19 protein-coding genes are annotated in these 15,113 nt (G+C 46.4%); 14 read left to right on the forward strand and 5 right to left on the reverse strand.

What is annotated here, in order from left to right:
- Positions 1-12 precede the first annotated feature (12 nt).
- The 7 genes from RS881_RS10355 to RS881_RS10385 all read left to right on the forward strand — a co-directional run bounded on the left by RS881_RS10355 (position 13) and on the right by RS881_RS10385 (position 8,166).
- Positions 13-972: an Ig-like domain-containing protein gene (locus RS881_RS10355; protein ID WP_315821013.1), complete on the forward strand. Its 960-nt coding sequence runs from the start codon at positions 13-15 to the stop codon at positions 970-972.
- Positions 973-1,097: 125 nt separating this feature from the next.
- Complete coding sequence (locus tag RS881_RS10360) at positions 1,098-2,144, forward strand: Ig-like domain-containing protein (RefSeq protein WP_315821014.1); 1,047 nt, start codon at positions 1,098-1,100, stop codon at positions 2,142-2,144.
- Complete coding sequence (locus RS881_RS10365) at positions 2,102-3,238, forward strand: Ig-like domain-containing protein (protein ID WP_315821015.1); 1,137 nt, start codon at positions 2,102-2,104, stop codon at positions 3,236-3,238. The genes RS881_RS10360 and RS881_RS10365 overlap by 43 nt, the downstream gene beginning before the upstream one ends.
- Positions 3,208-5,766: an Ig-like domain-containing protein gene (locus RS881_RS10370; protein WP_315821016.1), complete on the forward strand. Its 2,559-nt coding sequence runs from the start codon at positions 3,208-3,210 to the stop codon at positions 5,764-5,766. Before RS881_RS10365 ends, RS881_RS10370 begins: the two co-directional genes overlap by 31 nt.
- A 62-nt stretch (positions 5,767-5,828) precedes the next feature.
- Positions 5,829-6,800, forward strand: a complete 972-nt coding sequence (locus tag RS881_RS10375; protein ID WP_315821017.1) for a type IX secretion system membrane protein PorP/SprF — start codon at positions 5,829-5,831, stop codon at positions 6,798-6,800.
- A 43-nt stretch (positions 6,801-6,843) separates the two neighbouring features.
- On the forward strand, positions 6,844-7,374 hold the full coding sequence (locus tag RS881_RS10380; protein WP_315821018.1) for a hypothetical protein: 531 nt from the start codon (positions 6,844-6,846) through the stop codon (positions 7,372-7,374).
- A 216-nt stretch (positions 7,375-7,590) separates the two neighbouring features.
- On the forward strand, positions 7,591-8,166 hold the full coding sequence (locus RS881_RS10385; RefSeq protein ID WP_315821019.1) for an OmpA family protein: 576 nt from the start codon (positions 7,591-7,593) through the stop codon (positions 8,164-8,166).
- 113 nt (positions 8,167-8,279) lie between these two features.
- Here RS881_RS10385 and RS881_RS10390 read toward each other — a convergent pair whose 3' ends face one another.
- The 3 genes from RS881_RS10390 to RS881_RS10400 are packed head-to-tail and all read right to left on the reverse strand — an operon-like array spanning position 8,280 to position 9,186.
- The gene (locus RS881_RS10390; protein ID WP_315825056.1) at positions 8,280-8,597 is read right to left on the reverse strand and encodes a DNA glycosylase family protein; all 318 of its coding nucleotides are present in this window, start codon (positions 8,595-8,597) and stop codon (positions 8,280-8,282) included.
- The gene (locus RS881_RS10395; RefSeq protein WP_315821020.1) at positions 8,531-8,869 is read right to left on the reverse strand and encodes a DNA-3-methyladenine glycosylase family protein; all 339 of its coding nucleotides are present in this window, start codon (positions 8,867-8,869) and stop codon (positions 8,531-8,533) included. Before RS881_RS10395 ends, RS881_RS10390 begins: the two co-directional genes overlap by 67 nt.
- Positions 8,866-9,186 (reverse strand): hypothetical protein, encoded by a 321-nt coding sequence (locus tag RS881_RS10400; RefSeq protein ID WP_315821021.1) that lies wholly within the window; start codon positions 9,184-9,186, stop codon positions 8,866-8,868. Before RS881_RS10400 ends, RS881_RS10395 begins: the two co-directional genes overlap by 4 nt.
- A gap of 505 nt (positions 9,187-9,691) precedes the next feature.
- Here RS881_RS10400 and RS881_RS10405 point away from each other — a divergent pair.
- The 7 genes from RS881_RS10405 (at position 9,692) to RS881_RS10425 (ending at position 12,723) form a co-directional block, all read left to right on the forward strand.
- Positions 9,692-9,976, forward strand: a complete 285-nt coding sequence (locus RS881_RS10405; RefSeq protein WP_315821022.1) for a hypothetical protein — start codon at positions 9,692-9,694, stop codon at positions 9,974-9,976.
- On the forward strand, positions 9,958-10,632 hold the full coding sequence (locus RS881_RS10410; RefSeq protein WP_315824422.1) for a PLP-dependent cysteine synthase family protein: 675 nt from the start codon (positions 9,958-9,960) through the stop codon (positions 10,630-10,632). The genes RS881_RS10405 and RS881_RS10410 overlap by 19 nt, the downstream gene beginning before the upstream one ends.
- Positions 10,629-11,066, forward strand: a complete 438-nt coding sequence (locus RS881_RS10415) for a M67 family metallopeptidase (RefSeq protein WP_315821023.1) — start codon at positions 10,629-10,631, stop codon at positions 11,064-11,066. The genes RS881_RS10410 and RS881_RS10415 overlap by 4 nt, the downstream gene beginning before the upstream one ends.
- Positions 11,067-11,164: 98 nt before the next feature.
- The gene (locus RS881_RS62250; protein ID WP_484557620.1) at positions 11,165-11,266 is read left to right on the forward strand and encodes a ubiquitin family protein; all 102 of its coding nucleotides are present in this window, start codon (positions 11,165-11,167) and stop codon (positions 11,264-11,266) included.
- A 50-nt stretch (positions 11,267-11,316) separates the two neighbouring features.
- Positions 11,317-11,442: a MoaD/ThiS family protein gene (locus RS881_RS59270; RefSeq protein WP_350340205.1), complete on the forward strand. Its 126-nt coding sequence runs from the start codon at positions 11,317-11,319 to the stop codon at positions 11,440-11,442.
- 119 nt (positions 11,443-11,561) lie between these two features.
- Positions 11,562-12,362, forward strand: coding sequence for a HesA/MoeB/ThiF family protein (locus RS881_RS10420; protein WP_315821024.1), 801 nt, complete (start codon positions 11,562-11,564; stop codon positions 12,360-12,362).
- Positions 12,363-12,429: 67 nt separating this feature from the next.
- Positions 12,430-12,723, forward strand: coding sequence for a rhodanese-like domain-containing protein (locus RS881_RS10425; protein ID WP_315821025.1), 294 nt, complete (start codon positions 12,430-12,432; stop codon positions 12,721-12,723).
- Positions 12,724-13,429: 706 nt separating this feature from the next.
- Here the strand turns inward: RS881_RS10425 and RS881_RS10430 are convergent.
- Both RS881_RS10430 and RS881_RS10435 read right to left on the reverse strand, forming a co-directional pair.
- Positions 13,430-14,440: a hypothetical protein gene (locus RS881_RS10430; protein ID WP_315821026.1), complete on the reverse strand. Its 1,011-nt coding sequence runs from the start codon at positions 14,438-14,440 to the stop codon at positions 13,430-13,432.
- Entirely contained in the window at positions 14,419-14,991 is a 573-nt protein-coding gene (locus tag RS881_RS10435; RefSeq protein ID WP_315821027.1) for a hypothetical protein, read from the reverse strand. Before RS881_RS10435 ends, RS881_RS10430 begins: the two co-directional genes overlap by 22 nt.
- Between the last annotated feature and the right edge of the window lie 122 nt (positions 14,992-15,113).

Below are 15,113 nucleotides of genomic sequence, written 5' to 3' on the forward strand. Positions count from 1 at the left end.
GGAGATGCCTTTTTGCAGTTTCCGAGCGCGGTGGTGGGAGACGTATTGATCAGGGCAAGACTTACCGCTGGCTTTTTAGAAGGCGGCCGTGCAGAGTCTACCCACTTTAAAGCAGGCCCGCCTGCTGTGAATGTTGCTTCAACAGAAATTATTAAACTAGATGATTTAGCGACCGCCGACGAAGTGGATGTAAATCCACTTCGCGCCCATGTTACCGATGATTATGGTCACCCGGTTGCAGGGCAAGACATCGTATTTACCATCGATTCAGGGTTGGCTAAATTTAAAAACAATAAATTCTCTGGCGTTACAGATGCCAATGGGAATGTTGATATTGAATTGATCAGTAAAGTAGCTGGAAAGTCCAGGATCTCGGCTACAGTAAATGGAGTACCATTCATTTTCAATAATCCGGTCAGGGTAACCTTTGTAGCCGATGTTCCGCAGACTGGTAATCCGGCCACCAAATTATTTCTAGGTACTAATTTGGCACGTGCCGATGGTATTGCTACCAATAGCGTAAGAGCACACATAGTAGATGCCAACGGTAATCCTGTGCCTGGCACCAACGTTACCTTTATTATTGAAACGGGCACAGCCTCCTTTGCAATTACAAATCCTGTGCCTACCGATGTCAATGGCGATGCTATTATGACATTTGTGAGTACAGTAGCCGGTAATGTAAGGGTCCGGGCTTCCGTAAATGGTAACCTCATTGCTAATTTTATAGGAATATCTTTCACTGCCGGTCCGCCAGATGTAACCAATACATTTACAGGATTGCTTGTAACAGGTAATGGCGCTATTGCCAACGATATTGCTACCAACCAGGTTACAGCCCGCATCAGAGATCAATACGGTAATGCCGTAAATCTTGCTAATGTAGAATTCTTCATTTATCAGGGCGTCGGCCGGTTAATTGGTATAACCACCAAAAAACCAACCCGAGCGGCCTTGTATCCATTGATATAGCCAGTACCGTTGCCGATACGGTTAAGATTGTAGCTAAAGTAGAAGGAGTAGATATCGTTTTTGGTAGTCCGGCTAAAGTATGGTTTATAGCTGATGCGCCTAGCACAGGTAATCCTGCTACCAAATTGAGTAAAGGTATTGACGGCAGCGTTGCCAATAATACAGCCCTCAACAGCGTGAAGGTTCATGTAGTCGATGCCAATGGTAACCCCGTAAAAAATGCGCCTGTTAAGTTTACCATAGCAGGTGGTACTGCTGGTGCTTCAGCCACCCTGATCGATCCTGATGGCGACAATACCCTGAACACCGATGCCAAAGGTGATGTTACCATGTTCCTGAAAAGCCCCAAGGCGGGTACCGTGATTATTTCCGCATCAGTCAATGGCGCACCCATTCCTGCTGATGGCGGTGGTTTTACCGTTACCGTCACCTTTGTGGCCGGTGTGCCCAATACTGGTAATCCTGCTACACTGTTGAGTCCACTGGATGATAACCGGGTGGCCGATAATGCCGCCCTCAACAGCGTGAAGGTCCATATTGCCGATGTCCTTGGCAATCCCGTACCAAATGCGCCTGTTAAGTTTACCATTGCTGGTGGATCAGCCGGTGGTTCAGCCACCCTGATCGATCCTGATGGTGATAATATTATATTGACCGATGCCAATGGTGATGCCATCATGTACCTGAAAAGCCCCAAGGCAGGTACCGTTGATATGTCGGCAACTGTAAATAGTGCGCCCATTAAAAATGCCACTGGCGGAACTACTGTAACCGTCACCTTTGTGGCCGATGCACCTAGTACGGGTAATCTTGGTACCGTGTTGAGCCCGCTGGATAATAACCGCGTAGCTGATAATACTGCCCTCAATAGCGTGAAAGCCCATGTTGTTGATGCCAATGGCAACCCGGTACCGAATGCGCCTGTTAAGTTTGCCATTGCTGGTGGAACAGCCGGTGGTTCTGCCACACTCGTTGACCCCGATGGTGATAATATCATTAATACCGATGCCAATGGTGATGCCATCATGTACCTGAAGAGCCCCAAGGCAGGTACCGTGGATATGTCGGCCAGCGTGAATGGCTCCCCATTAAGAATGCTACTGGTGGATTTACCGTTGCCGTCACTTTTGTGGCCGGCGTGCCCAATACAGGCAATCCTGCTACACTGTTAAGTAAACTGGATGATAACCGCGTAGCCGATAATGCCGCCCTCAACAGCGTGAAGGCCCATATTGCCGATGTCCTTGGCAATCCCGTACCAAATGCACCTGTTAAGTTTACCATTGCTGGTGGATCAGCCGGTGGTTCAGCCACCCTGATCGATCCTGATGGTGATAATATTATAATGACCGATGCCAATGGTGATGCCATCATGTACCTGAAGAGTCCCAAGGCTGGTACTGTGGATATGTCGGCCAGTGTGAATGGCTCACCCATTAAAAATGCCACTGGCGGAACAACTGTAACCGTCACCTTTGTGGCCGATGCACCTAGTACTGGTAATCCTGCTACCGTGTTGAGTGCCCTGGATGATAATAGAGTAGCTGATAATACTGCCCTCAACAGTGTAAAAGCTCATATAGTTGATGCCAATGGTAACCCGGTAGCCAATGCCCCTGTTAAGTTTGCCATTGCTGGTGGTACAGCCGGTGGTTCTGCCACCCTCGTTGACCCCGATGGTGATAATATCATTAATACCGATGCCAATGGCGATGCCATCATGTACCTGAAGAGCCCCAAGGCAGGTACCGTGGATATGTCGGCCAGCGTGAATGGCGCTCCTATTAAGAATGCTACTGGTGGATTTGCAGTAACCGTCACCTTTGTAGCCGATGCGCCTAGTACCGGTAACCCTGCTACCTTATTGAGCCCATTGGATGATAATAGAGTAGCTGATAATGCCGCCCTTAACAGCGTAAAAGCACATATAGTCGATGCCAATGGCAACCCCGTACCAAATGCACCTGTTAAATTTACCATTGCTGGTGGTACTGCCGGTGGTTCAGCCACCCTAGTTGACCCCGATGGTGATAATATTATTAATACCGATGCCAATGGCGATGCCATCATGTACCTGAAAAGCCCCAAGGCCGGTACCGTTGATATGTCGGCCAGTGTGAACGGATCACCCATTAAGAATGCAACTGGTGGATTGACCGTTACTGTAACCTTTGTGGTAGATGCCCCAAGCACCGGTAATCCGGCTACCTTGTTGAGCCCCTGGATGATAATAGGGTGGCCAATAATACCGCCCTCAACAGCGTAAAAGCCCATATAGTCGATGCCAATGGCAATCCCGTGCCAAATGCGCCTGTTAAGTTTGCCATTGCTGGTGGTACAGCCGGTGGTTCTGCCACCCTCGTTGACCCCGATGGCGATAATATCATCAATACCGATGCCAATGGCGATGCCATCATATACCTGAAGAGCCCCAAGACCGGTACCGTGGATATGTCGGCCAGCGTGAATGGCTCTCCCATTAAAAATGCGACTGGTGGATTAACAGTGACCGTCACTTTTGTGGCCGATAACCCAAGTACAGGTAATCCAGGCACCGTGTTGGTCACCCTGGATGATATGCGTGTGGCCGATAATGCCGCCCTCAACAGCGTGAAGGTCACTATTGCCGATGCCAATGGCAACCCTGTACCCAATGCTCCTGTTCAATTCACCATTGCTGGCGGTTCTGCCGGTGGTTCAGCTACCCTGATCGACCCCGATGGTGATAATATCATCAATACCGATGCCAATGGCATTGCCATCATGTACATCAAGAGCCCCAAGGCTGGCACCGTCGATATGTCTGCTACCGTGAATGGTTCTCCCATTCCTGCCATGAGCGGCGGTACTATTGAAACCGTAACTTTTGTGGCCGATGTACCCAATACTGGTAATCCTGCTACTTTGTTGAGTCCCCTGGATGATAATAGAGTAGCCAACAATATCGCCCTCAATAGTGTGAAAGTACATGTGGTGGATGCCAATGGTAACCCGGTACCCAATGCGCCTGTTCAGTTTACCATCGCTGGTGGAACAGCCGGTGGTTCAGCTACCCTGATCGATCCCGATGGTGATAACATCATTAATACCGATGCCAATGGTGATGCCATCATGTACCTGAAGAGTCTCAAGACCGGTACCGTGGATATGTCGGCCAGTGTGAATGGCTCACCCATTAAAAACGCGACAGGTGGATTGACCGTTACTGTCACTTTTGTAGCCGATGCACCCAGCACAGGCAACCCTGCCACCGTGTTGAGTAAGCTGGACGATAAAAGAGTAGCCGATAATACCGCCCTCAATAGTGTGAAGGCCCATATTGCCGATGCTAATGGCAACCCTGTGCCGAATGCACCTGTTAAGTTTACCATTGCCGGTGGTACTGCTGGTGGAGCAACCCTGGTTGATCCTGATGGCGATAATATCATCAATACCGATGCCAATGGCGATGCCATTATGTACATCAAGAGCCCTGATGTGGGTACCGTAGAGATCTCAGCTACTGTGAATGGCGCTTCCATTCCCGCTGTAAGTGGTGGAACCACCGAGACTGTGACCTTTGTGGTCGGTCCGCCGGATATAACGAAACCTGCAACAGAACTCATTGTGAAGATCGACAGCGTGGTGGCCAATGGAATAGCCCTCAACAGCGTGTTGGCTCATATAGTAGATGCTGCCGGCCGTCCTGTAGCAAATGCCAGTATCGTATTTACACTGGCTTCAGGAGCCGCAACCATAGTAGAAACAAATCCCCTGTTGACCGATGCCAATGGCGATGCTGTAATTACCCTTCACAGTACCGTAGCCGGAAATATAACCATCACTGCTACAGTCAATGGTGAAACCATCACATTTGGCAGCCCGGCTCCTTTAACTTTTGTGCCAGGAGATCCCGATCCATCCAAGCCTGCTACCGAGTTGATTGTTGTTAAAAACCATGCCCAGGCCGATGGAAAAGCCACCAATAGCGTGAAAGCCCATATTGTAGATGCTCATGGCAATAAGGTGCCCAAGGCTAGTGTTGTATTTACCATCGCCAATGGTATTGCCAGTTTTGTGGAAACCAACCCTGTTATTACTGATGCCAATGGCGACGCCATCATTAGACTGACCAGTACCGTAGGGGATACAGTAGAAATTACCGCAACCGTAAATGGCCTTCCAATCACCTTTGGCAGTCCTGCAAAAGTGGTATTTGTTACCGATCCGGATGTCACTGCACCCGATACCAAACTCATCGTAGTGGCCAATGATGCCATTGCTGATGGTGTTGAAACCAATAGCGTGAAAGCGCATATAGTAGATGCTACAGGGATACCTCTATACCAAAAAGAAGTATTCTTTAGAATTGAGTCTGGCGATGCTACCGTATTAACCATACAGCCTGTGCTCACAGATGCCAATGGCGATGCCACCATCTTGTTGGCCAGTAAAACAGCAGGCCCTGTACAGGTTACTGCCAAGGTGGGTGATAAGCAGATCCTCCATGGTAGTCCGGCTAAACTGCGTTTTGTGCCGATTGATATTTATGTTCCCAAGGTCTTCACCCCCAACAATGATGGTACAAACGATATTGTAAAGCCCATTGTAGTAGGCATTACCACCTTCCATTATTTCAATATCTATAACCGTTGGGGCAACCTGGTATTTACTACCAAAGACCCCAATGTGGGTTGGGATGGAAGGTTCAAAGGTGTTTTGCAACCTGTGGAAACCTATCTATGGATTGCCGAAGGACTTGATAAAGACAAAAAGAAGATTACCCGCCGGGGCATGATATCCCTGGTGAGATAAGAACCGATTAGTAATTCGTTCATGAAGTTATTATCCGATATACAATTTAAAACCACGGCCAAATGAAAACGATTTGGTTACTACTATGCGGTGTTTTATTGGCAGGGATCGCCCAGGCCCAGGAAATAAATTTTTCCCGGGTGCAGGACATGGCGGTTTGGTACAACCAATCCCTGAAAACCGATAAACAGAATAGTTTAAAACTAAACTATCGCAACGTGCAATATGGCGGCATCATTGCCTATAACAGCATCAGCGCGATGGTAGATATGCCCTTGCTATCGAAAGCTAAGAAAGAAGCGGCCAATAGTGGAGGTTATTTCAGCGCCAGTGCGGGGGCTGCCTCAGATAAATCGAACCAGGGCATCCTGAACAATACCCTGGGATTACTGGGTATTTCTTATGCGGTTCCTATTGGGGCCAATGAAACCTATGCCGCGATTGGATTCCAGGGCGTTTATTACCAAAGTAACCTCAACATCAATGGCGGCTCCCTTTTTGCCGACCAATATGACAAATATGGCCCCATTGAAGGGATGGCCAGTAATGACCGGATGGCGGCCGGCTGGTCCTATGGATATTTTAATATGAACGCCGGTATCTCTGTTTTTAATAATTCAGCGTTTAATAAATGGTACCTGGGTGTATCCGTCATGCATTTGAATAAGCCTTTTACCGACCAGGCCAAAACCAAAACCTTCCGGCTTTCACAAGCTATTGGCGTACAGGGAGGGTATAGGTTTGCGCCCGGGCAGGATGATGACGAGGTGGGTTTCTTTGCCTCGATGAACTGGCAGGGGAGAGCGTATAAACATTTCTTTAATGGAACCTATTCCACCCCCATTAAACAAATGCCAGGCACAGCAGTTGGTTTTGGTTTGGGTTATCGTTACGAAGATGCCCTCGTGCCCAATTTAGAATTAAGATACATGAAGCTGATACTTGGAATATCCTATGACATCAATATATCAGGGATCAATGCTTCAGGAATAAAACGCAATGGATTAGAGCTAGCCGTAAGATTGGATTTCTAACATACTCGTAACTATGTTATAACCCTTGAAAAATCAATAACCAATGAAAAAGGTAATAATCTGTTTGGCCGTGTGCCTGGTGCTGGCCGCAAAAGCCACCCTGGCACAGGAGGTTGAAAGAGAATGGGACAACAGATGGTTCATATCACCCCTCTGTAAATTCCAGATACAGGAATTCGGAATGCTGGAGAAAAATAAACATGGTTACCTCAGCAATGCCAATGAATTGCCCATCATGGATAAGATCAATGCATCCTTTGCGGCATCCGCCTATAAGAATATTGCAGGGCGGGTATCCTTTAGCGTAGATATTGGTCTTGCTTACGGACATGTTACCAGCAAAGAAAAGTTGATCAGCACAACCGAGGCCAAAACTTATAATTTGCTCAACGCAACTTTGTATTATCACCTGTTAACCCACCGTTACCGCCTCCAACCTTTTATTTCGGCGGGTATTAATAACCTCATCAATGATTCTTCTTATACCAGTGCTCCCTTGGGCGTTGGATTAAAGTTTAATTCCAAAAAAGATCATGATCATGGGCCAGGCCGCTTATGGTTATTCCATCAGTAAGAATATTTCCAACACCCTGGTGTATTCCGTTGGCATGTATCTGGCTATTAATAATAAGAAGAAGAAAAAGCCGATAAAGATAAAGCTGCAGCCGCTGCAGCCGCCGATTCGGCCCAAAAAGCACAGGAAGCCCTGGCCAAAAAAGCTACCGATACCAGCAAGGCCAATGGACAATCAGTTGTCAATAACTTCTATATCAATGTCAATGTAGATTCCTTGCTCAATGCCCGGGCTGGCAATAATGGAACCAACGGCAATCCAAATGGTGGCGCCAATGGTAATCCGAATGGAGGCGTCAATGCCAACCCGAATGGACTGCCCAACAATGGCAATGCCAACGATTGGCAGGGACGCGAGAACGGCAAGGCTGATTATGGCGATTCCCTGGCAGGAGGAAAGACACCACAGGCATTTGACCTGATCGACTTCCAGGTGGATACCATCAATGGCAAACCCGCTATCAAATTCATCACCTATTTCTACTATAAAGATTATTCACTTACCTCAAGGGCATTTGCTACTGTAGATAAGGCAATAGCTCAATTGAAACGTGATCCGAAGAAAGTAGTAGAAATTAAGGGCTATACCGATAATGTGGGTTCTACCGAATACAATAACTACCTTTCTATGCGAAGGGCACAGATGGCCTTCGATTATATGAACAGTAGGGGCGTACCGGCCGAACGCATGATCGTAAGCTATTATGGTAAAGAATATCCAGTAGCCGAAAACACCCCTGCCAATGCCTGGCTGAACCGACGCGTAGAACTCATTATAAGAGATAAAGAATAGAATAAAAAATATTTCTTCACAAGAGAGGGGCCGCCAGGCCCCTTTCCTTTTTCATTCCTATGGGCGATGACCAATCCACTCGACACAAAATATTGCCATTGCCGACTCCTGATTCACGATTCACGACTGCCTGCTGACAGGCTGCGCCATAAATAAAATACCAGGTAGCTTTCCCATCCTTTAAAACCACCGAACAACTCGTCAATGCCCACCGTATCCTTTTTATCCTTTATTAACTGATGATTCAGTAAGGCATTTAAAAGCCCTGCATCTCCATAAGGGATCGCCTGCAATTGTTTGAGCGTTTTCATCAGCGCATAATTAGCTGTCCATATCCCAATGCCCCGGATCCCTGTGAGCAATTTTACCTGTTCTTCATACGAAGCGAGCTCCTGCAACAATCTTTTGCTGATCTCACCTTCGGCAAACATTTTGATACCAATAATAAGTATTCGGCTTTTCGTACCGAAAATTGCTGCCGCCTTAGGTCTTCAATACTGGCGTGTTGCAATACTGCTGGCTCGGGGAAGATATAAAGCGATTGCCCCTTTACTGCCAGTTTTTGACCGTATGTTTCTACCAGCCTGCGTTTGAGCGTATAGGCAAAGTTGAGGTTGATCTGTTGACCAATGATACTCCAGCACAAGGCTTCATACAGGTCATGAATGCCGATCAGGCGGAACCCCTTAAAGTCCCGGGTCATATAGCCCAGCGTTTTATTCTTTTGCAGCAACTTGTAAAAGGCCCAATATCCCGCTCCAGGTCAAACCAGTCCCTAATATATTCCATCAGTGCTTGCTGGCTGGCCACCTCCTGCCCGCCATGAATACATTCAACCACCAGGTGCTGCCCATCTTCCTGTAACGAGAAGGCAATGTTTTCTCCATTAATAGCGATTGCTTTAACCAAACGTCCCGGCTCAATATGATGCAAACAGTCGTCGTAATTGCGGTTCAGGAACCACAAACATTCTTCAAAACTAAACAGCGAGGGCTTGAAATCAGCAAAGTGTTCATCCATCAAATGTAAGCAACCGCCCTAAATCACTGCACCCACTTCTTGCGGATAGCTATCTCGATGCTAAAGACAGCTTTTTCGGCTATTACAGTTGTAGCTAATTAATTAGTAAGGAGTTGTTGTCTTTCCTAATCCTTCTTTCCAAGCCTGTAACCGGGCGCCATCCGGGCCTCCCTGCCGGGTTTGAGATTCTGTATTCTGTCTTCTGAATTCTGTGTTCTCAATTAGTTTTAACAAATTAGTCTACATCCGTAGTAGGAATTTACACCGAAAACCCTTTATATTTGTATTCATAAATCGTTCTTCCTCCAAATGACTTTTCATAACCCATACAAAAATTGTTGTTGCTGTTGTTGTCAACATGCCAGGGTTATTGGGGTGGGCGATAGCCATTGGTAAATACTGAATAGTTAATATTCAACATATTATAAGCTCCACCAACGTGTGGGGCTTTTTTATTTTCTATACCGTTCAATCCAGGTTGAACACTAACAACAATACAGAACCGATGCCATTCCTAACTACAATACAAGTTGATGAAAGGTTACTGGAGAGTGCCCGTTTATTAAGCAGTAAAATTGGCAATACCCCACTATACAGGGTCACCCAATTATTTACAAAACCCCAGGTGACCATCTATGCCAAACAGGAATGGAAACAATTGTCGGGCAGTGTAAAAGCCCGCGCTGGCTATAATATATTCAAGACCGCTATTGAAAAGGCCAGCTTACCCGCAACATCACCTTACTGGATGCTACCAGTGGCAATACCGGTATTGCCTATGCAGCCGTAGGAAACAGTCTCCACGTTCCGGTGACCCTATGCTTACCCGAAAATGCTTCCCGGGAGCGCAAAGAAATATTAGCATCATTAGGCGCTCAAATCATATATACTTCCCGCTTTGAAGGCACCGATGGCGCACAGGCTGCTGCTAAAGAACTGGCTCTTGCCCATCCCGATAAATACTTTTATGCCGATCAATATAAGAACGATAATAACTGGAAGGCCCATTACCATACCACCGCCCTCGAAATAGTGGAAGCCCTGCCTGCTATAACCCACTTTGTAACCGGCCTGGGTACCAGTGGCACATTTGTAGGTACCGGCAGGCGCTTAAAAGAATTAAATCCGGCTATTCACCTCACGGCCCTTCATCCCGACAATCCTTTGCATGGTATGGAAGGATGGAAACATATGGAAACAGCCGTAGTGCCTGCTATTTATGATACCACAATGGCAGACGAGAACCTGGAAGTAAGTACCGAAGAAGCCTATGAAGTATTGAAGGCGGCGTGGAAATATGAAAACCTGCTGCTTAGCCCTTCCGCCGCCGCCAACCTGGCGGGTGCTATTAAAGTGGCCGAAAAACTGGAAGCCGGTAATGTAGTGACCGTTTTTCCGGACAATGCAGATAAATACAGCGAAGTAATTAAAAAAATCATAGGATGATAACCATACAACCCGTAGCTAAGGAATTAATGTTACAAGATGCGAAACAGGCTTTCCCCGATGAATGTTGCGGGTTCCTGTTTGGAGAGGAGGACCCGGAAGGCAATAGGAGCATTAGCCAGATTCAGGTAGTGAACAATGCCAAAGAAGGTGATAAGCGTAGGCGGTTTGTAATAGCCCCATTCGATTATATAAGGGCCGAACAGTTTGCGGAGGAGAATAACTTGCTTTTGTTGGGTGTATACCATTCTCACCCCAACCATCCGGCTATTCCTTCTGAACATGATCGCGTAGCGGCCCAGCCCTATTTCTCTTACATCATCGTTTCCGTATTGGAAGGTAAGATTGGGCCCATACGATCCTGGAGACTTAACGAAGATGCACAGTTTGAGGAGGAAACCGTAGCCGCAATCGAGCTGTCGGTTGGCAGTTAAATGGAAGTAGTGATTTGCATATTATCCTCCAGGGTACTACTAATCCGTGCAATCCATAATAATCAGCGATTTTTAAACAACAAATAACATCAACGACCATGGCAACAGTAATCATCCCAACACCATTACGAAAGTTTACCAATAACACCGCCCGGCTGGATATACAAGCCGATACCATCGAAAAACCGTTAGCGAATTAACACTTAACTTTCCGGAACTAAAGAAACACCTGCTGGATGATAAAGGGCAGATCCGCTCATTTGTCAACATCTTTGTAGGCAATGACGATATCCGCGACCTGCAACAGGAAAAAACCGCCGTAAAAGCAGATACCGTGATCAGCATCGTACCGGCCATAGCCGGTGGAAGCCGATAGCGCAGTTGATCGCTTTTACATTAACTGGCGCAAGTAGGCAGGGTAGATTGGTGCGGTAGGGTACTTGTGCCAACTCTCAAAAGCAAACAGTTAATATCTAATTTGTAAATCATGAAACAATGAGTAATCATTCAAATATAACCTTCTCCAAAGAAGAACTTGCCCGGTATAACCGGCATATTATCATACCTGAATTTGGTCTGGAAGCCCAACAAAAACTCAAAGCTGCCAAAGTATTAATTGTGGGATCGGGCGGATTGGGTAGCCCTGCCTTATTATACCTGGCGGCGGCTGGTGTAGGCACCATCGGTATTGTTGATTTTGATGTGGTAGATGACAGCAACCTGCAGCGCCAGGTATTGTTTGGTGTGGAGTCCGTTGGCAAATCGAAGGTAGAGGCGGCAAAAGCCAGGTTGGAAGCCCTCAATCCACATATTAACCTGGTATTGTACAATACACAACTTACTTCTCAAAATGCACTTGATATTTTAAAGGATTACGACCTTGTGGCAGATGGAACTGATAATTTCCCCACCCGCTACCTGGTGAATGATGCGGCCGTATTATTGGGCAAACCGAATATATATGCTTCCATCTTTCAATTTGAAGGACAAGTATCCGTATTCAATTATCGTAACAAGGACGGCGTATTAGGACCCAATTATCGCGACCTTTATCCAACACCTCCACCCCCTGGTTTGGTACCTAGTTGTGCCGAAGGTGGTGTACTGGGCGTATTGCCGGGTATCATCGGTAGCCTGCAGGCCCTGGAAGTGATCAAAGTGATTACAGGAGTAGGGAGCCGTTGGCTGGTCGTTTCTATATTTTTGACGCCCTCACCTTCGAAAGCCGCACCTTCAATATCTCCCGCCGTGACGATAATCCCCTCAATGGTAAAAACCCTACCATCACCGGCCTGATAGATTATGAACAATTCTGCGGAGTAAAAGCAGTGGAAAAACGATCAAGGAGATCACCGCCAGCGAATTGTATAATTGGCAGGTAAAAGGTGAACCATTCCAGTTGATCGATGTACGCGAACCCCATGAATACGATATTGTGAATATTGGCGCTGAATTGATTCCCCTGGCTACCGTAGCTGCCAATGCTGATAAGTTCAGCCGCGATACCAAAGTGGTGGTACATTGTAAAATGGGCGGCCGCAGTGCCAAAGCCATCCGTGAACTGGAAGAAAAATTCGGCTTTACCAACCTCTATAACCTCAAAGGGGGTATCCTTGGTTATATTGATGAGGTACAGCCAGAGCTAACAAAGTATTGATAGCTATTAGTAGTGATATTTGGTAATGATTGCTGATATTTAAAAAGGCTGATTAAGACTGGTACTTGCTAAACCTGTTTTGATCGGCCTTTTGCATTGCATCAACAGCCCATGTATCTTTTCTTTGGTTCATCCTGGGACCATCTTAGGGTTTTCTTAGAGTATTCATGCCCCGTTAGGGGCTCCCGCTTTGTAGCAATGAATGTCAACAATTTCATTTGCCCTGTAGGGGCAATCCTCTCACGTGGATTGGATCTAAAGGAGCCTGTCGCAGAGTATTCATGCCCCGTTAGGGGTTCCCGCTTTGTAGCAATGAATGTCAACAATTTCATTTGCCCTGTAGGGGCAATCCTCTCACGTGGATTGGATCTAAAGGAGCCTGTCGCAGGGTATTCATGCCCCTTTAGGGGCCCCCGCTTTGTAGCCTGTCGCAGAGTATTCATGCCCCGTTAGGGGCTCCCGCTTTGTAGCAATGAATGTCAACAATTTCATTTGCCCTGTAGAGGCAATCCTCTCACGTGGATTGGATCTAAAGGAGCCTGTCGCAGAGTATTCATGCCCCTTTAGGGGCTCCCGCTTTGTAGCCTGTCGCAGAGTATTCATGCCCCGTTAGGGGCTCCCGCTTTGTAGCAATGAATGTTAACAATTTCATTTGCCCTGTAGGGCAATCCTCCACTGTGCCCGAATGGAAAGCTCGTAACGCAGCTTAGTATTCCGACGCTTTATGCTTCACCGCATTGAGGTATTTCTGACGGATCACGTTTTGTACCGGTGTATTGTTGATCTTGCTTTCCAGCCAGGAAATGATATCGAGGTACATGAAGGCCCGCGTTTCAAAACGGTTGCGTTCATGTTGTTTTAGTTTATTCAACAGTTTTTCAAATTCCCCTTTCAGCTGTTTGGGCTGTACATGGAACGACCTCCGTAAAAAGCGGAAGATCTCTTCTTCCACCACACTTAGGTTTTCCATCTTGGCCATAAAACGGTATACCGATTTGAAGAGGTATTCCAGCAGGTCAAAATTACCCAGTTCATAATGCGCTATCAGGTGCAGCAAACGAGAATAAGCCTGAAGATCAGTGCGGAGGTCTACCTTCCAGTTGATGATCTTATTGAGGTAATCAATGGCTTGCTCATAGTGTCCGCTGCCAAAGTATAGCGAAGCGATCTTGTAATAGAATACCAATATCCGGTGCCTGTCGAGGTACAACCCATATTCCTTTAGTTTCGCTTCCGTTTGAGGCACCAGCGCCAGCCCCTCACTGAAAGTACCTTCCATAAAATGCTTGTTCATTTTCGATATCTGGAGGTATACAAAGGTTTGGATACGGTTATTGTCATTGGCATTTGCAATCTCCGATTGGCCAAAGGCTTCAAACTTGGCCAGCGTTTCATTGAACTTCTGGTAATTCTGCAGGTCAAAATGGGCGCTCAGCAAGTTGTGCATCCCCTTAATATAATGCGCTGTCTCCACTTCCATCATGAAGGGCTCTTTCTCAAACAGCTCTACCCACTTCTGCGTATACCGGTAATACTGCAATAAGTCTTGTCTGATGAACGCATACCAGCAATAACACTGGTACAGGTAGAGTTTTTCATAAAATCCTTTCAACTCATCTGCGCCGGCAGGAAAATGTTGCTCAAAGAAATTACGCAGCGCTACTTCATCTTTCTCATTACGTGCATGTCCATGCTTTATATACCAGCTATACAACAAAAAGAGAGGTTGGATAACTTACTGGTGTTAACCAGTTTGGCATTTACTTCATTCACCTCACTCGTCAACTTTTCTGCCCGGTCTTGCATACTGCGCGTAATATGCAATGCTTCGATCTTCTTTTCAAAGAATAAAGCCTGTAACAGGTAGGTTACCTGGTTATGGGCCCTGGCTGCTTCCTTCAGGCGGTCCAGCACTTTCAGGCTTTGCAGATAAAGCCCTTTGTTGTAAAGGATACGTGCATGATCCATTTGTTCATGCAACTGAATGTCGATATTGCTGTCGTCCTTGATGAGCCGCAGACTCGATAAGATCTGTTTGTATAAATGCGCCTTGATATTGGAAAGCTGCTGCTTCTTGATGCCTTCGTTTTTTCTTAATAGCAGCGCCTCATCATATTCCTCCATCTTGTCCAGTGCATCGAAAAGCTGTACCACTTTCAGCTCCTCGCTGGAGGAATTACGTTGTACATACAGCTTAAAATTCCGTTTTTCTGACTTTTCCAGAGAATGGATCAACTGAAAAAGAGCATCGGTTGAGCGATTGGGCATCGTATTTAATAAACGTTAAACCTATTGAAATTCAAATAGTTGTGTATGGATCGATGAGGGTTAAGAAGTGTAAATTACTTACAATTTTGATTTCACTTGCTCAGTAAACAGAGATAATTTCG

This window comes from Paraflavitalea speifideaquila (genome assembly GCF_032395985.1).
Taxonomy (GTDB): Bacteria; Bacteroidota; Bacteroidia; order Chitinophagales; family Chitinophagaceae; genus Paraflavitalea; species Paraflavitalea speifideaquila.

Excerpts from the sequence above, each read along its gene's own strand:
- RS881_RS10415 (WP_315821023.1), top strand. The coding sequence starts at position 10,629 with ATGATAACCATACAACCCGTAGCTAAGGAATTAATGTTACAAGATGCG.
- RS881_RS10390 (WP_315825056.1), bottom strand. The coding sequence starts at position 8,597 with ATGTTTGCCGAAGGTGAGATCAGCAAAAGATTGTTGCAGGAGCTCGCT.
- RS881_RS10400 (WP_315821021.1), bottom strand. The coding sequence starts at position 9,186 with ATGGATGAACACTTTGCTGATTTCAAGCCCTCGCTGTTTAGTTTTGAA.
- RS881_RS10420 (WP_315821024.1), top strand. The coding sequence starts at position 11,562 with ATGAGTAATCATTCAAATATAACCTTCTCCAAAGAAGAACTTGCCCGG.
- RS881_RS10435 (WP_315821027.1), bottom strand. The coding sequence starts at position 14,991 with ATGCCCAATCGCTCAACCGATGCTCTTTTTCAGTTGATCCATTCTCTG.
- RS881_RS62250 (WP_484557620.1), top strand. The coding sequence starts at position 11,165 with ATGGCAACAGTAATCATCCCAACACCATTACGAAAGTTTACCAATAAC.
- RS881_RS10375 (WP_315821017.1), top strand. The coding sequence starts at position 5,829 with ATGAAAACGATTTGGTTACTACTATGCGGTGTTTTATTGGCAGGGATC.
- RS881_RS10405 (WP_315821022.1), top strand. The coding sequence starts at position 9,692 with ATGCCATTCCTAACTACAATACAAGTTGATGAAAGGTTACTGGAGAGT.
- RS881_RS10395 (WP_315821020.1), bottom strand. The coding sequence starts at position 8,869 with ATGACCCGGGACTTTAAGGGGTTCCGCCTGATCGGCATTCATGACCTG.
- RS881_RS10380 (WP_315821018.1), top strand. The coding sequence starts at position 6,844 with ATGAAAAAGGTAATAATCTGTTTGGCCGTGTGCCTGGTGCTGGCCGCA.